Source organism: Aidingimonas lacisalsi (assembly GCF_008079445.1).
Taxonomy (GTDB): Bacteria; Pseudomonadota; Gammaproteobacteria; order Pseudomonadales; family Halomonadaceae; genus Aidingimonas; species Aidingimonas lacisalsi.
This window is the reverse complement of the sequence record NZ_VRYH01000007.1, coordinates 18,033-33,631: the sequence shown is the minus strand read 5'-3', so window position 1 is coordinate 33,631 and position 15,599 is coordinate 18,033. Positions and strand designations below refer to the sequence as shown.

The 15,599-nt window shown below is 57.5% G+C and carries 19 protein-coding genes; 10 read left to right on the top strand and 9 right to left on the bottom strand.

Translation table 11 applies throughout. The annotated features are described in order from the left end of the window. Positions 1-130: 130 nt before the first annotated feature. From FVV99_RS14740 to FVV99_RS14725, 4 genes are all read left to right on the top strand, one after another. Positions 131-1,375: a PQQ-dependent sugar dehydrogenase gene (locus FVV99_RS14740; RefSeq protein ID WP_148254861.1), complete on the top strand. Its 1,245-nt coding sequence runs from the start codon at positions 131-133 to the stop codon at positions 1,373-1,375. A gap of 10 nt (positions 1,376-1,385) precedes the next feature. Next, a complete protein-coding gene (locus tag FVV99_RS14735) occupies positions 1,386-2,024 on the top strand; it encodes a c-type cytochrome (RefSeq protein ID WP_161599010.1) in 639 nt (212 codons plus the stop codon). 89 nt (positions 2,025-2,113) lie between these two features. Further along, entirely contained in the window at positions 2,114-2,314 is a 201-nt protein-coding gene (locus tag FVV99_RS14730; protein ID WP_148254859.1) for a DUF2905 domain-containing protein, read from the top strand. Between the two features lie 96 nt (positions 2,315-2,410). Next, on the top strand, positions 2,411-4,213 hold the full coding sequence (locus FVV99_RS14725) for a cation:proton antiporter (protein WP_148254858.1): 1,803 nt from the start codon (positions 2,411-2,413) through the stop codon (positions 4,211-4,213). A gap of 12 nt (positions 4,214-4,225) precedes the next feature. Here the strand turns inward: FVV99_RS14725 and trpC are convergent, their stop codons facing one another. From trpC to FVV99_RS14710, 3 genes are read right to left on the bottom strand one after another with little or no spacing between them, the layout of a single operon-like run. Then, positions 4,226-5,035 (bottom strand): indole-3-glycerol phosphate synthase TrpC, encoded by an 810-nt coding sequence (gene trpC, locus FVV99_RS14720; RefSeq protein WP_148254857.1) that lies wholly within the window; start codon positions 5,033-5,035, stop codon positions 4,226-4,228. An 18-nt stretch (positions 5,036-5,053) separates the two neighbouring features. Further along, on the bottom strand, positions 5,054-6,073 hold the full coding sequence (gene trpD / locus FVV99_RS14715; RefSeq protein ID WP_148254856.1) for an anthranilate phosphoribosyltransferase: 1,020 nt from the start codon (positions 6,071-6,073) through the stop codon (positions 5,054-5,056). A 15-nt stretch (positions 6,074-6,088) separates the two neighbouring features. Then, positions 6,089-6,682, bottom strand: coding sequence for an anthranilate synthase component II (locus tag FVV99_RS14710; protein WP_148254855.1), 594 nt, complete (start codon positions 6,680-6,682; stop codon positions 6,089-6,091). A gap of 356 nt (positions 6,683-7,038) precedes the next feature. Here FVV99_RS14710 and FVV99_RS14705 point away from each other — a divergent pair, with 356 nt between their 5' ends. The 4 genes from FVV99_RS14705 to FVV99_RS14690 all read left to right on the top strand — a co-directional run bounded on the left by FVV99_RS14705 (position 7,039) and on the right by FVV99_RS14690 (position 8,814). Further along, a complete protein-coding gene (locus FVV99_RS14705; protein WP_148254854.1) occupies positions 7,039-7,380 on the top strand; it encodes a hypothetical protein in 342 nt (113 codons plus the stop codon). 90 nt (positions 7,381-7,470) lie between these two features. Then, positions 7,471-7,665, top strand: coding sequence for a hypothetical protein (locus FVV99_RS14700; protein ID WP_148254853.1), 195 nt, complete (start codon positions 7,471-7,473; stop codon positions 7,663-7,665). A 623-nt stretch (positions 7,666-8,288) separates the two neighbouring features. After that, the gene (locus FVV99_RS14695) at positions 8,289-8,510 is read left to right on the top strand and encodes a DUF1654 domain-containing protein (RefSeq protein ID WP_148254852.1); all 222 of its coding nucleotides are present in this window, start codon (positions 8,289-8,291) and stop codon (positions 8,508-8,510) included. Between the two features lie 103 nt (positions 8,511-8,613). Continuing rightward, positions 8,614-8,814: a hypothetical protein gene (locus FVV99_RS14690; RefSeq protein ID WP_148254851.1), complete on the top strand. Its 201-nt coding sequence runs from the start codon at positions 8,614-8,616 to the stop codon at positions 8,812-8,814. 148 nt (positions 8,815-8,962) lie between these two features. Here FVV99_RS14690 and FVV99_RS14685 read toward each other — a convergent pair whose 3' ends face one another. Together FVV99_RS14685 and FVV99_RS14680 are read right to left on the bottom strand one after the other, a co-directional pair. Beyond that, the gene (locus FVV99_RS14685; protein WP_148254850.1) at positions 8,963-9,298 is read right to left on the bottom strand and encodes a hypothetical protein; all 336 of its coding nucleotides are present in this window, start codon (positions 9,296-9,298) and stop codon (positions 8,963-8,965) included. 1 nt (position 9,299) lies between these two features. Next, positions 9,300-9,635 (bottom strand): zinc ribbon domain-containing protein, encoded by a 336-nt coding sequence (locus FVV99_RS14680; RefSeq protein ID WP_148254849.1) that lies wholly within the window; start codon positions 9,633-9,635, stop codon positions 9,300-9,302. Between the two features lie 452 nt (positions 9,636-10,087). Between FVV99_RS14680 and FVV99_RS14675 the strand changes: the two genes are divergently transcribed. After that, positions 10,088-10,306, top strand: a complete 219-nt coding sequence (locus FVV99_RS14675; RefSeq protein ID WP_148254848.1) for a hypothetical protein — start codon at positions 10,088-10,090, stop codon at positions 10,304-10,306. A 266-nt stretch (positions 10,307-10,572) separates the two neighbouring features. Here FVV99_RS14675 and trpE read toward each other — a convergent pair whose 3' ends face one another. Both trpE and FVV99_RS14665 read right to left on the bottom strand, forming a co-directional pair. Beyond that, complete coding sequence (trpE, locus tag FVV99_RS14670) at positions 10,573-12,057, bottom strand: anthranilate synthase component I (RefSeq protein WP_148254985.1); 1,485 nt, start codon at positions 12,055-12,057, stop codon at positions 10,573-10,575. Between the two features lie 308 nt (positions 12,058-12,365). After that, on the bottom strand, positions 12,366-13,037 hold the full coding sequence (locus FVV99_RS14665) for a phosphoglycolate phosphatase (protein ID WP_148254847.1): 672 nt from the start codon (positions 13,035-13,037) through the stop codon (positions 12,366-12,368). 278 nt (positions 13,038-13,315) lie between these two features. On the opposite strand from FVV99_RS14665, the gene FVV99_RS14660 reads away from it, so the two are divergent. After that, complete coding sequence (locus tag FVV99_RS14660; protein WP_148254846.1) at positions 13,316-14,614, top strand: NAD(P)/FAD-dependent oxidoreductase; 1,299 nt, start codon at positions 13,316-13,318, stop codon at positions 14,612-14,614. Here the strand turns inward: FVV99_RS14660 and FVV99_RS14655 are convergent. Both FVV99_RS14655 and rpe read right to left on the bottom strand, forming a co-directional pair. After that, complete coding sequence (locus tag FVV99_RS14655; protein WP_148254845.1) at positions 14,589-14,903, bottom strand: GIY-YIG nuclease family protein; 315 nt, start codon at positions 14,901-14,903, stop codon at positions 14,589-14,591. The two genes, FVV99_RS14660 and FVV99_RS14655, sit on opposite strands and share 26 nt — an antisense overlap. Beyond that, positions 14,900-15,598: a ribulose-phosphate 3-epimerase gene (gene rpe / locus FVV99_RS14650; RefSeq protein WP_148254844.1), complete on the bottom strand. Its 699-nt coding sequence runs from the start codon at positions 15,596-15,598 to the stop codon at positions 14,900-14,902. The genes FVV99_RS14655 and rpe overlap by 4 nt, the downstream gene beginning before the upstream one ends. Position 15,599 lies beyond the last annotated feature (1 nt).

Genomic DNA, 15,599 nt, shown 5'->3' with positions numbered 1-15,599 from the left:
GTAGGGGACCAATGCCGTTCGCACGTCAAGCAACGGTCCCTATCCATGGTACTCACCGTGTTCGCCCGAAAGATCGGCCTGCACACGCCTTCTTCGGGCAGAGCGCAACGAACAAGAAAGGATATCGGCCATGAAATTAGCACGCTCGACGTTAGCTCCCATGCTGTTGGCCATAGGCGGCTTGGCGACCCTGGGCATCACCACGCAAGCCCTCGCACAGGATGATGAACCGGCATGGGCCCAGGGTCGTCCGGACTCCTTGCAGGACGCTCCCATGGCACCCCACGCCGGCAAGATGACGCAAACGCCTAAAGAGGAGTTGCCTCTCGACCACATTCGTCTACCGGATGGATTCAATGCCGAGGTCTGGGCACATGGCATGCCCGGCGCTCGCATGATGGCCCTCGGCGATGAAGGCACGCTGTTTCTAGGCACCCGTTCCATCGGTCGTGTCTATGCTGTCATGGACAATGGCGACGAACGCGAAACCATGACGGTTGCCAACGGCCTGACTCAACCCAATGGTGTCGCTTTCAAGGATGGTAGCCTCTATGTCGCCGCTATCAATGAGGTCTACCGTTACGACGATATCGAATCCCATCTTGCGGATGGCAATGTTCCTGAACCTGTTGAGTTGACCGATGAATTCGACCTGCCCGACGACGAACACCATGGCTGGAAGTTCCTCGCCTTTGGTCCGGATGACCGGCTGTATGTACCGGTAGGCGCCCCTTGCAACGGCTGTGACGTGGATGCCGATGTCCATGCCACTATCCGCAGTTATGAGCCAGATGGCACGGATATGCGCATCGAGGCGCGGGGGGTACGCAATACCGTCGGCTTCGACTTCCATCCCGAAACCGGGGAGCTCTGGTTCACCGATAACAACCAGGACTGGATCAGCCAGCATATCCCCAGCGATGAACTCAACCGGATCAGCGAGAGTGGCGAGCATTTCGGCTTCCCGGCGTGCCACGCCAATGGTTTTGTCGATCCCGAACGGGGAAGCGAAGGGGCATGTGACGACATTACTTACCCTGCCGCCTTGATGGGACCGCACACGGCCCCACTGGGCATGCGCTTCTACCAAGGCGACATGTTCCCCGACGAGTATCGCAACGCCATGTTCATAGCCCGACACGGCTCCTGGAATCGCACCATGAACAGCGGTTTCGACGTCAAGGTGGCCATGATCTCCGACGACGGCGACTCTGCCTCGACCTCGACGTTCATGGATGGGTTCCTCGATCCGCGTACCAACGAGTTCAGCGGTCGTCCGACGGATGTTCAGGAACTTCCCGATGGCTCCTTGCTGGTATCGGATGATCAGAACGGCGCCGTGTATCGCATCACCTACGAAGCGCCTGACTACTAAGGGATTGACGATGATGCAATTCGGCAAGCAAGGATGGCATCTAGGGAGGTCAGCGCTTCTGGCGCTGACCGTCCTCGGCTTCGTACCGGCAGCGAATGGCCAGGCACCGGCTGCCGGCCTTCCTCTGGAGGAACAGGTCGAAGTGTGTGCCGACTGTCATGGCGAGAATGGCAACTCCACGACACCGGAGATCCCTTCGCTAGCCGGCCAACCGGCCTTGACCATCACCAACCAGATGATTTATTTCCGTGAAACGCTACGCAACAACGATGTCATGACGCCACAGGCCCAAGGGTTGAGTGACGCGGAAATCGAGGCGCTGGCCGCCTATTATGCGAAACAGCCAGTGTCACCGGCTCCCGACCTGTCGGACCTTGACTCACGGCGTTACGAGCAAGGCAAGACATTGGCCAGGGAGATGCGTTGCGCTTCCTGTCACCGATCGGATTTTTCCGGTAATGAGCAGATGCCTCGCCTGGCCGGACAACGCGAGGACTACCTGATCAAGGCCATGAAGGATTACCGTGAACGCAACCGCGGCGGCCCGGATACCACAATGATCGATATCCTGCGTGATGTGTCTAACGAGGAGATCGAAGCACTGGCCCACTTCCTCGCTCACTACGAATCGCAGTCCACGTCACAGTGACGCGACGCGCAATCGCGTCGGCTTGACGAGTTCAGGTCGGCGCTTTCATAGTCATTGCCATCAAGGTCATACAGAGTCGACATAGTGCCATGTCCCGCACGTTAGTCATTCTGGGTCTGGCGATCATCGCCATTGGGTTGCTATGGCCCTGGTTGAGCAAGCTTCCCCTCGGGCACTTACCCGGTGACATCGTCATCAAACGAGACAATGTCGCCTTCTACTTTCCGATCACCACCATGATACTGGTCAGCGTCGCGCTGTCACTGCTCCTCTGGTTGTTCCACCGCTAGCACGACATACACGAACTTCATCGACTCGATGGATTGCAAGTTTCGTCCGGCAACGCTAGGCTGCGCGCCCCTTTCATCAGATGGAGCGCGTAAGCGATGGAGCATGCGGGTTTCAACCTGGCGGCAATCGGCCTGCTGGCTTTGATATGCCAATGGCTGGCTTGGCAACTCAAGTTACCGGCGATCCTGACACTCTTGGTCGCCGGTATTGCTGTGGGCCCCGTCATGGGGCTGCTCGACCCTGATGCTCTTTTCGGCGACCTGCTGTTTCCTCTGGTATCGCTGGCCGTGGCCGTGATCCTGTTCGAAGGCAGTCTGACCCTGAACTTCCGCGAACTAGGTGGTCATGGCCGGACAGTTCGTCGGCTGGTGACATGGGGCGCCCTGATTACCGGAGCGACCGCAACACTGGCTGCTCACTATCTGCTGGCACTCACCTGGGAAATGGCCAGCGTTCTGGGAGCCCTGCTGGTAGTCACCGGCCCCACCGTCATTCTGCCCATGCTGCAGACCCTGCGCGCCCGGGAACACCTGACCCAGATCCTGCGCTGGGAAGGCATTCTCATCGATCCGATGGGGGCCATCGGCGCGGTACTGGTCTACGAATTCGTGGCACTGGGATCAGGCGGCAGCGAAGCCGCGACCCAGACATTACTGCTCTTCGCCAAGACAGCATTGATTGGTTTCGGGTTGGGTATCGCCGGCGGCTATTGCTGGGGACTGGTGCTACGACGCCATTGGCTACCCCGTCAGTTGCATAGCTTCGGCACACTGATGTTGATGCTGACGCTATTCACGCTCTCCAACCGGCTATTCCATGAGTCGGGGCTATTGACCGTCACGGTAATGGGGGTATGGCTAGCCAACATGCGCGGCGTGCCGACACGCCCGATCATCGAATTCAAGGAAACCCTGTCGGTATTGCTGATTTCAGGACTTTTCATCCTGCTGGCTGCCAGGCTCACCGTCGATCAACTGGCATTGCTGGACTGGCCAGCCTGGGCCTTCCTCGCCATTCTGGTGGGTATAGCGCGGCCATTGACGGTCTGGCTATGCACCCTGGGCAGTGGCCTCGAACTGCGTGAGAAAGCCCTGCTGGCCTTTATATCACCACGGGGTATCGTCGCTGCGGCAGTAGCCTCGCTATTCGCGCTCCGCCTACAGGAAGCGGGCGTTGCCGGCGCCGAGATGCTGGTGCCGATCACCTTCCTCGTGATCATCAGCACCGTAGTCAGTCAGAGCCTGTTGTCACGGCCACTGGCCCGCTGGCTCGGTGTACAGCGCCCATCCCCCAGTGGCGTACTGATCATCGGTGCCAACCAGGTCGCTCGCGAGGTCGGCATTCAACTCAAGGACGCCGGCGTCAGCGTCGTACTCGCCGACAGTAACTGGGATGCCATCCAGCTCGCCCAGCAAGCAGGGCTCTCCACGTATTATGGCGATCCGCTATCGGAACATGCCGCCCAGCACCTGGAGCTCAGCAGTATCGGTTATTTGTTACCGCTGTCTCCATACCGGGAACTCAACGACTTGGCGGCTCTCCATTTCGAACACCTGTTGGGGCGCGACCGAGTGTTCCGACTGGCGGTGGATGAAGGTCGACGAGCAGGACGTCCCCATGGCCAGGCGCTGGATCATGTGCCGTTGCTGTTCGGGCGCAACGTGACCTTTGCCAAGCTATCGAGGTTGGTTGCCGAAGGCGGCGAAATGCGTCGCGCGCCAATTGCCGAAGGTAGCCGCTTCGAGGAGCAGCGCCGTCGTCATGGCGATCGCTGGTTGCCCCTGCTGTGCATCGGTCAATCGGGCCGCGTGCGTCTCGCGACGGCCGAGGCCGGCTTGACGCCGAAGCGCGGCGATACGCTAGTCAGTCTGATCTTTGCCGATTCACCGGCTCGGTGACTCGGCGAGACGCTAGAAAAAGAGTTGGCGCAGCGCTTCCCCCGGCACCTCCTGACGCATGAAGGCTTCGCCGACCAGAAAGCCATGAACGCCTTGTTGGCGCATGCAGGCGACGTCATCTCGCTGATGAATACCCGATTCGGTCACGACGGTGATCCCGGCAGGAATCACCGTCAGCATATCGAACGTCGTCTCCAGTCGAGTCTCGAACGTATGCAGATCGCGATTGTTGATGCCGATCAAGGAAAGCTCGAGTCGCATCGCTCGTTCCAGCTCATGCCGGTCATGGACTTCCACCAGTACATCCATCCCCAGCGATTCGGCCTGCTGGTGCAGATCCTGAAGCTGGGCATCATCCAGAGCGGCAACGATCAGCAGAATACAGTCCGCGCCAATGGCACGCGCCTCGTTCACCTGATAGCCGTCGATCAGAAAATCCTTGCGAATGACGGGCAGGTCGCAAGCCTCTCGAGCCATCGTCAGATCATCTTCATGGCCCTGGAAGAAATCGGCATCAGTCAACACCGACAGACATGCGGCTCCGCCCGCGCGATAGGAGCGGGCAATGGCCGCCGGATCGAACGACTCACGTATTACGCCCTTGGAAGGCGACGCCTTCTTGATCTCGGCAATAACCGCCGGGTCCCCCGCTGCGATACGCTTACGCAGCGATTGGATGAATCCCCGTGGCATACTCTGCCGCTCAGCCAGCGACAGCAGGTCAGTATCACTGACGGCCCGGCGACGCTCGGCAATTTCCTCCCGTTTACGAGCGAGGATCCGAGCAAGAATCGTGGGTAATACCGACGGTTGAGATGTCATGACACCATCCTGTGACGATTATTGCGCATAAATACGGGTAAAATCGGCGAGTTCCTTCATTTTTTCTTGCGGTAACCCGGAAGCCTGAGCGTCCTCTGCCATCGTCACACCCTCGGCGATATCATCCGCAATGCCGGCTGCATACAATGCCGCCCCCGCATTCAGAGCAACGATGTCAGCGGCCGGCCCTACGCCGGCCAGGGCCTCCCGAACCAAACGCAGGCTGTCCTCCGCCGTCACGACTTTAAGCGGTTCCAGAGCCTGTCTCTCGATCCCGAAATCCTCGGGAGCGATACGATACTCACGGATGTCACCGTCCTTGAGCTCCGCCACCCGCGTCGGCGCCGCCAGAGAGATTTCATCGAGCCCGTCCTCGGCATTCACCACCAACACGTGGTTGCTGCCAAGCCGTTTGAGAACGTCCGCCATCACCGGTACCAAATCGGCGTGGTACACCCCCAGCAACTGGTTGGGTGCGCTGGCGGGATTCGTCAACGGACCGAGGATGTTGAACAGCGTCCGCACTCCCATCTCACGACGCGGCCCGACAGCATGTCGCATCGCCTGATGATGCATGGGGGCGAACATGAAGCCGACGCCGACCTGATCGATACACCGCGCAACCTGCTCGGCATCGAGTTCCAGACTGATACCCGCGACCGAGAATAAATCCGCACTCCCGGATGACGATGCCACACTGAGGTCCTCATGGTGCCCCCCGGGGGCCCCCCGCGCACCCGCCCCGAAACTGGCGGCCGACGACACATTGAACAGGTTGGCACCATCGCCGCCGGTGCCGACGATATCGACGATATTATCGGAATGCACCGTCACCGGCGTCATCAGCTCGCGCATGACCTGAGCCGCAGCGCTGATCTCTTCCGCCGTTTCCCCCTTCATGGACAGGCCGATCAGGAAACCGCCAATCTGCGCATCGGTCGCTTCGCCGGTCATGATCGTATGCATGACGGCATGAGTCTCATCGAAACTCAAGTTCTGGCGGCGCATCACCGCGTCGATCGCATCGCTCATCTGCATGCTGGTTCTCCTTGTCTAGCGGGCGGCGCGGCGTTGCAGGAAATTGGCCAGTAGCTCATGGCCCTGGCGAGTGAGTATCGACTCCGGGTGGAACTGCACGCCTTCGATATCCAGTGTCCTGTGACGAAACCCCATGATCAGGCCGGGGGTAACGTCGTCTTCATCGACCCAAGCGGTGACTTCAAGACACTCTGGCAAATGTTCGGCAGCAACCACAAGCGAGTGATACCGGGTGACTTCCAAAGGGTCCTGCAGGCCCTGGAATACCCCTTGACCGCGATGGTGCACTCGAGAGGTTTTGCCGTGCATGACCTGTGGCGCACGCACGACATCGCCACCGTAGACCTGACCGATCGCCTGGTGCCCCAGGCAAACCCCGAGAATCGGTATCCGGCCGGCGAAGTGGCGAACCACGTCCATCGATATGCCTGCCTCGTTAGGTGTGCAAGGGCCAGGAGAAATCACGATATGGCTCGGGGCCATGGCCTCGATCGCCTCGATCGTGATCGTATCGTTACGGTGCGTTTCCACCTTGGCCCCTAGTTCTCCCAGATACTGCACCAGGTTATAGGTGAAACTGTCATAGTTATCGATCATCAGCACGGACATGACGTTATCTACCTGTTATAGCTGAATCTTTTGAAAGTTCTCTGTCATCTTTACCCAGGATCTTACCCAGATTGATCAATGTACTTGCGCCAGCCGTGCAGGATCCTCTCAGGCACAAAAATGCCGCCCTGACGGCGGCATTGTACAGACATACGCGTGCCGCCTCGCCTTAGAAGCGCCACCACTGACCGGAAATATGTGCGGAATTTGATTTGATCATAAGGGAATGATGCCGCTGTCCGACTATGAGTGTCAATTGGCAATCCTTTTATAGCGCTGGGGTTAGAGTTGTGGTCAAGGCTCTCCTATCCTTCCACGATATGGGGGGGGAACGCTCAGGGAACCAAGGTGAAATCATGCGCAACACGACGACCGCTCGGAATATGCAGATCATAGTTGGGCTAGAGGGTACTCAACATAACGTTGCTTATAAGCTAGGGGAGCCAAGAGGGCAAAGCAAAATTTCCGAATACACTAGGGCTGATAAGGATACTGATTCCCCCGATCCGCCTATGATCAGGCGATACGAGCAGACAGCAGGCTTGCCTGAGGGGTGGTTTGATCGAAACAACGAGTGGCTGCTGAAAATCAGCAAAGAGGAATTCGAGCTAGTGGAAGCGATACTATCTCTAGATCATGATACCCAAAAGCGATTATTAGCCTTTGCACAGGCCGACACAGAGGCGAAAGAATCCTGAGCGTAGAGGCTGGCACAGTTCCACGCGGTTACTGGCGTGCCGGCGAGGTTTTACGGCATTATCGAGAGAGACGAACCGGGAGAAACCACCATGTTCAACATTGTTGAAAATCCTGACGAGATCACCATCACCTGCCCTTGCGGTGCCTCAGAAACCGCCCGCGATGAACACCACCTCAGCAAGTTTAATCGCAGGCGGGGCTTAGACGGATCCACTGACGTTGCTTTCCATTGCCTGTGCTGTGACCGCACCGACAAGGCCACATGGATGGGTGCCAATCCATAACTAGGACTTTTAATAATGTCTATATGGACAGAAGCAGCGCTACCAGTTGCCACCACACTGGCAGGTGGCTTTATTGGATGGGCAAGCTCCCTAGCGAACTCTCGCAGGACCGAATATAACCATCTCACCCACGATGTCCGTGTAGGATTGGAGAAACTAATCGCCAGCCACTCTCCCGAAACAGAGAGGGGCGCTCCGTCAGAAGGTGACTTGGTCCAGATGAAAGCCAGTCTTCGTCACCGTGACAGGAAGCGTATTGCCCCTAAGGCGCGTAAATACTTAGCCTCTCAGGAAAAAGCACGCTCAATGGACGAGTACAGTCAGCCCACCTGCAGCCCAGAAAATCGCGAGAAATACTTATCAGCTGGGCAGGAATTGCGAGATGCTGTGGCTGTGAAATAGGTCTCGCGGGTACGGTTCAATGGTAGAGCCACACCCCGGCCAAAACTCCTTCCCCTTCAGGGCTCTGCCCTACTTTCTGTCTCACTTTTTCGCCTCTGTCTCACGACTCGGCCTAGCCCCGTTGAATATCCCTGTACGCTTGTGACTGCCATCACAACCTTGCATCACCGCGTCCATGCCTCTATCACTGTTCATCCGTACAGTTATCGAGAGGCGCAACCATGGACCAACCATCCAGCTACGACCAACTGGCTCAACGCATCCAGATCGCCATACAAGGAGCGAACCGCAGGCAGTGCCGACAGGTGCATCTGAAGCCGGAGGACAGCGACGACGTCGACGCCTGGGATCAGATCATCAGCGAGCTCGACAAAAACGAGAACTTGGGCGTGACGCGCACCGATGAAGGCTGGCTGGTCAGCTGGGTGCACACGGAGGTGTGAGGCGGCCCCTAGGCGGAAGCGGCCTCCTAATTGCTGGGCGCCAAATGGCAGACTAATTTAGGTATTGAATAGCCTTAATCCGATCATCCGGATGGAGTTAAAAGTGAGACAGTTAGACAATCATAAGTGGGCAATTTCAAAGGCTGAAGTGCAAGGTATCTGCGCAGAGGGAGATGTGATCAGCGACGGCAACCTGACCATGGTTGGTGAGGGCGACTGGCGTAAGGCTGGTTTGCGGATAGACGAAATCACCGAAGATGAGTATATCGGCAGTTTGATCGACTTAGAAAAACCTCACTCCTGAGCTGGTCATCACCAAGCTTCGAAAGCGGCCTCTCGACCAGGCATGCCAAGCGAGGACAGATCTACTCGAGGAGTTGATCGCGGAGCGCGAGACGAAGGGCGCCCGGCGACATTTAAGTCGAGCCGGGCGCCCATCAGCCGAAGCAGGATCAGTCGAAACTGAACTCGCTCTTGTTCTCCGCCGCCGAGGTTTCCATGTCGACACAGGATTCCAGCAACGAGTAACTGCCTGCCCCGCCGACACTAGCCACCTGATCGCAGTGTTCGCGAGTGGATGCCGGTACCGACTCCCATACGCCCTTGAGACCGTCATAGGCTGACTGTTCCATGTCGATGCAGCTGTTATACATCGTATTGCTGGAGCCACCGCCAATATCGGCCACTTCCTGGCAATGACTCTCCACGTCGTACTTCGGAACGTCCTGGGCCGACACGACACCAGACACGCTCACGAGTGCTGCACCGGCAATCAACGCTTTGATCATGTCATTTCTCCTTGGGGCGAGTGAAAAGCACAAAGAGGCCAAGAATGATGTCGCCAAGCGCCCAGGTCGTGATGATCAGCCCCGTTCCCAGGGTGCCACCAATTGCGGCGCCAGTCTGTTCCGCATCACTCATCGACTGATCCGACATGGAACCTAGCTCCGTCCAGTAGCCAAACAGCCAGACGATCATCAATATGTTGAAGAGAATGAACGCCCACTTACACAGCTTGCCGAAGAAACTACGCTTCAGCTTGCGGAGTCGCTTCCCGCACTGGCTACATTGGTAGGCCGTGTCGCTCACCTGATGCTCGCATTCAGGGCACGCGATTAGAGCCATAGCCCCCTCCTGTTCCCTTGCTCAATCTTCTTAGGTTGCATGAGCTAGATTAGCGAACCCTACTGGCTGTCTCCATACCCCCCCATTAGCATTGTCAGAAATCTCTTACATATGACTGAACATCCATCCGCCCCACCGATTCGGGCCATCTAGCGACTCTATCCTGGTACGGTTAACACAACACCACCGCTTGCCCCCTGCGCCTGCCTGGGCCACTATTCTCGTGCCGCTGCAAAATCAGTAGTCGGGGATCTCTGAACCAAACCCAGGGAGTACCGCCCTACCCCATCGGATGGCATAGTTTGGCGTCCGGTTTGCCTATATATGCCCCACGGGGCGCGGTGCTATGCTGGGCATAGCAGGCTGGGTTCCAGGAGAGGGTCATAGGAGCGCTCAGCGCGCCATGTCCCATGGCAGCGGGTATTCCATTTTCGTTGGTACAGGAAAAGTCCATGCAAGATATAAACCGTCTTGAGGTTGGCATGACCACTCAGATTGGCACGCATCAGGTAGAGGAACCTGAGGTAGGCAAGGAATACGTGCGAGGATTCGATTCAAATACCTGGCTTCTGTTCACCGAGGGCCCGGCTGAGGATCGCCCGGTTGTTGTTCGCATTGATAGTATTGAGGGTGATGTGTGCCACTGCACGGTCACACGAAAGCTAAGTTGATAGCACGCCCCGGCACGGTATGCCTGATCCCCGAGCCTTGATGGGGAGTCGGGTGGGCTGGGATAGACCAGCGGAGGTAGCAGTTGACCTCGCTGATCACGTACGTCCTACCCCGGAAGCTCTCCCTTCACCATATATAGCCATGCATAGTGCTATATAGCGGTACCCTAGTTATCGATCATCAGCACGGACATGAGAAATCTCCGACTATCGTCCGCTTCACGGCGCGGACGAAGAGCACCATCGAACAGTGACTACCCGTGTGTTCACTCGAGGTTGTCCAGCCCTCGTTCGGCCATGGTCACGGCGCGGAACAGGGCACGGCGTTTATTGAGTGTCTCTTGCCATTCCGCGTCAGGGTCGGAATCGGCCACGATGCCGCCACCGGCCTGAATATGCAGCTCGCCGTCTTTCAGTACGCCCGTGCGAATGGCGATAGCCGTATCCATGTTGCCATGCCAGGAAAGATAACCCACCGCGCCGGAGTAGACACCACGTTTGACCGGCTCGAGTTCATCGATGATCTCGAGGGCTCGAATCTTCGGCGCACCGGACAGGGTGCCGGCCGGGAACGTCGCGCGCAGAACATCCATGGCGGACATGCCGGGGGTTAGACGCCCTGTCACGTTGGACACGATATGCATGACATGCGAGTACTTTTCCACCACCATCTGGTCGGTGACCTTGACCGACCCGGTTTCACTGATTCGACCGACATCATTACGCCCCAGATCGATCAACATGAGATGCTCGGCAAGCTCCTTGGGATCGCTGAGCAAATCGGCTTCAAGGGCGCGATCTTCCTCTGGCGTCTGTCCGCGCATACGGGTCCCGGCGATCGGGCGAACGGTAACCTCGCCATCCTCCAGCCGCGTCAGAATTTCCGGCGACGCACCAACGACATGGTGATCATCCAGATTGAGAAAAAACATGTAAGGCGACGGGTTCAGGCTTCGCAACGCCCGATACAGGTCCAGCGGAGGGGCATGATACGGAATCGACATGCGTTGTGACGGTACACACTGCATGACATCGCCAGCCAGCACATACTCTTTGATCCGTTCGACGGCATCCTTGTAGCCCTGTTCGGAGAAGCTGGCATGAAAATCCTCTTCGGCGACGTAGCGACCGGTCCCCGGGCTAACCGTGTTGTGGGTCGCGCTACGCAACTGGACTTCCAGGCGTTCCAACCACTCACGAGCATTGTCATAAGCCGCGGTATCGGCCGGATCGGCATGCGTCCACAAGGTCAAGCGACCGGATAGATTATCGAAGACCACCAGGTCATTGCAGACCATCAGCAGGATGTCCGGTACGCCGAGCGGATCGGGTTTATCGACACCGCGCAGACGCGGCTCGATATAGCGGATGGTGTCATAGCCGAAGTACCCGACCAGACCGCCGTCGAAACGTGGTTGGTCCTCAAGTCGGGGAACCTTGAAACGGGCCTGAAAACGTTCAATGAACTCCAGAGGGTCATCGACCGTTTCCGTCGTCTGCGGTTGGTCATCGACGATATGGCGGACCTCGAACCCACGCACCTCGATCCGTTCACGACATGGCAGACCAATGATCGAGTAACGCCCCCATTTCTCCCCACCCTGAACGGACTCGAGCAGGAAAGTCCAAGGAGCATCGGCCAGTTTCAGGTACGTGGAAAGCGGGGTGTCCAGATCGGCGAGGACGTCGCGCATCACCGGAATACGGTTATAACCGGCTTGCGCCAACTCGGCGAAGCGTTCAGGAGTCATCATGCCGGGGCATTCCTTACAGTCAATTCACAATCTTTCGCGATCGGGCTCAAGGCGCTGTCTATCTTACTGCCAACTGCACTGGCGGCGGCCATGTTACGCCAGCCTTCTAAGCACGACCGCGGCTCATTGGCGAGACATCTATCACCATCGCCAGCGTTTGACGTCACGCATCAGCGCTACTGCAACGCTGACGATACGTAAAGACTGTGAAGAAAGGCGGGATTCCAGCGACATGAAACGATCCGTTTTGCGCTTGAAACTGGCGAAATACACTTGTATATGGCGCCACGCATGACGTCAGAAGCTCAACAGTAAACGAGTTCCTCAAGCGATTCAACCACGGCATCAGGGTCGCTGGCCACGACCGACTCACCATGATTGTAGCCATAAGGAACCGCCACCGTACGGAATCCGGCGCAGCGGCCAGCGTCGATATCATGACGCGAATCACCGGCCATCAGGCAATGTTCGGCCGACACTCGGCAATGCCCGGCAATATGCCATAAGGGATCGGGATGCGGTTTCTTTCGCGCCAGCGTATCTCCACCAATGGCGACCTCGAAATATCGGTCCATGTTGAAATGTGCCAGAATCGGCTGAAGGAATGCCTGAGGTTTATTGGTGACCAGGGCTAGCTTGATTGCTTGACGAGACAATCCGTCAAGCGCTTCCTGAACACCGGGATAAAGGCGCGTATGCTTCACCGGTGCCTCTGCATAATGGCACAGAAAGGCGTCATGAGCGCGCTCCAACATAGCTTCGTCCGGCTGTCGGCCCAAGGCATCGTGTAGTGCTCGCTCAAGCAACTTGCGAGAACCGTTGCCCACCCAATGCCTGACCCCGATCTCGCCACATGGCGGCAACTCCAGCCAAGCCAATGCGGCGTCCACGGCTACGGCCAGATCCGGTACCGAGTCGATCAGGGTGCCATCCAGGTCGAATGCCACGAGTTGAATGTCCTGCATTATGGGGTGCATGTTGCGCTGTGTCCTCCGCCTGCTGGTGCTTGCTCGATGACGCCATGGTGCCACTATCGTCGCCACCTTGCTCATTACGCATGTAATATTACGAAAAAACATGCCTAAAATCGCCCTTCCCCCATAGGCAGAAACGAGCAAGAGGCTTATGCTGGTCGTAGTATGTCGCCAACGACAGGCTGCCACCCTCGCCAGCCATCGAGCCACCGGTGTTGAGACGTGTTCCTGACTCTGGCGACCGTTTTCTCATGTCTTTACATTGAAAGCAGGAGTCTCGAATGACCCAACCACGTATCGTGGTGGTCGGCGGAGGCGCGGGCGGACTCGAGCTAGTCACCCGGCTCGGACGCAAGCTCGGCAAGCGCAAGCGTGCCGAAATCGTGCTCGTCGATCGCAACCCGACCCACATCTGGAAACCCTTATTGCATGAAGTCGCCACCGGAGCACTGGACTCCGGGCTCGATGAAGTGTCCTATCAGGGCCATTCGAAGGCTCATGGCTATCATTTTCAGCTCGGCACGCTGAGCAACATCGACCGAGACACCCGCCGTATCGCGCTGGCACCGATCATCGACGATGACGGTAGTGTCGTACTCCCCTCACGCGAACTCGAATACGACTACCTCGTACTGTCGCTCGGCAGTGTGTCCAATGATTTCGGCACACCGGGCGTCGCCGAACACTGTCACTTCCTCGACAGCCCGCAGCAGGCCGAGACCTTTCGGCATGACATGCTCAATACGTTTCTGCGTTACAGCGATCCGGCACGTCGAGCGCATCCCAAGCTGACGGTGGGTATCGTCGGGGCCGGTGCGACGGGGGTCGAACTGGCAGCCGAGCTCTACGATGCCTCCAAGATGCTCAACAGCTATGGCTTCACTTCACTGGATAGCGGTCAACTCGACGTGCATTTGCTGGAAGCGGCCCCCAGCATTCTGCCGGCACTTCCCGACCGTATCAGCAACGCCGTGCATCGCGAACTCGAGAAGCTGGGTGTCAATATCCACGTCGAGACCAAGGTCACTCAGGTCGATGAGGCAGGCTTCCTCACTGTCGAAGGCACACACATCGAGACCGATTTGAGCGTCTGGGCAGCCGGTATCAAAGCACCAGCCTTCCTGTCGGAACTCGGCCTGTCGACGGAGCGCAATCATCAGGTCAAGGTACATCCCACGCTACAAAGCATCGATGACGAACATATTTTCGCTTTCGGTGACTGCGCCAGCTGTCCTCAGGACAACGGCAAGCCGGTACCTCCTCGTGCTCAGGCTGCTCACCAACAAGCAACACGCCTCTATCATAACTTGCGGGCAGTTCTCGACGAAAAGCCATTGAAGCCGTTCGTATTCCGAGATCGGGGATCATTGATTTCGCTGGCCCATTTCGATGCCGTGGGTAGCTTGATGCGGGGCGCCTCGGCCCGCAGCCTGTTCATCGAAGGGCGTTTGGCAAAGATATTCTATGCGTCGCTCTACCGTATGCATCAGTTTGCCATTCACGGCTCTCTAAAAACCGGTATGACCGTGGTGGTCGATGGCCTCAACCGCTTTATCAGACCCAAGATGAAGTTGCACTGATTCCGCGATCAGGTGCCTCATTGCGCCTGGCTTCCAGCCAGGCGCGTTTCTTGTTGGCAGGTAGTTTCTTCAACCTGGCTTCGAGCTTCAATGCCTCGCTTCGACTGCCAAGAGCCACGTGATAGCACAACGTCAACGGTCCCTTGCCTCGCAAGGCCCTTGCACCACGACGACTTTGACGATGTTCACGCAAGCGCCGCTCGACATCGGTCGTGATTCCCGTATAAAGCGCCCCGCCGGCCGTCCGTACGACATATAGATGCCAGACCTGACCAGTGTCGTCGGTCATGACTCGGCCAACGCCCGCCGCATGGAAGCGATGACACTATCGTAACGGTGTGGATCCTGTTCGTTTGCCGCTTTGAAAATGGCCGAACCGGCAACGAAGGTATCCGCTCCGGCTTGAGCAATGTCACGCAGATTGTCGATATTGACACCGCCATCGATTTCCAGGCGAATATCCCGCCCCGATGCCTCGATACGCTCACGCGCCTCGCGCAGCTTGCCAAGCGTCCATGGAATGAAGGATTGCCCCCCGAACCCCGGATTGACACTCATCAACAGGATCATATCGACCTTGTCCATGACATAATCGAGAAACGTCAGAGGAGTGGCGGGGTTGAATACCAGCCCCGACTTGCAGCCACCATCCCGGATCATCTGCAGTGAACGATCGATATGCTCGGACGCTTCCGGATGAAAGGTAATGTAACTGGCGCCGGCATCGATGAAGTCACCGATCAAACGATCCACCGGTTTCACCATCAGATGGGCATCGATAGGCGCCGTCACGCCATGGTTACGCAAGGCCTCGCACACCATCGGGCCGATCGTCAGGTTAGGCACATAATGATTGTCCATGACATCGAAATGGACGATATCGGCACCGGATGCCAGGACATCATCGACTTCCTGCCCCAAACGGGCGAAATCGGCGGACAGGATCGAGGGCGCAATCTTGAAATCGAGCGTTCTGTCGGACATG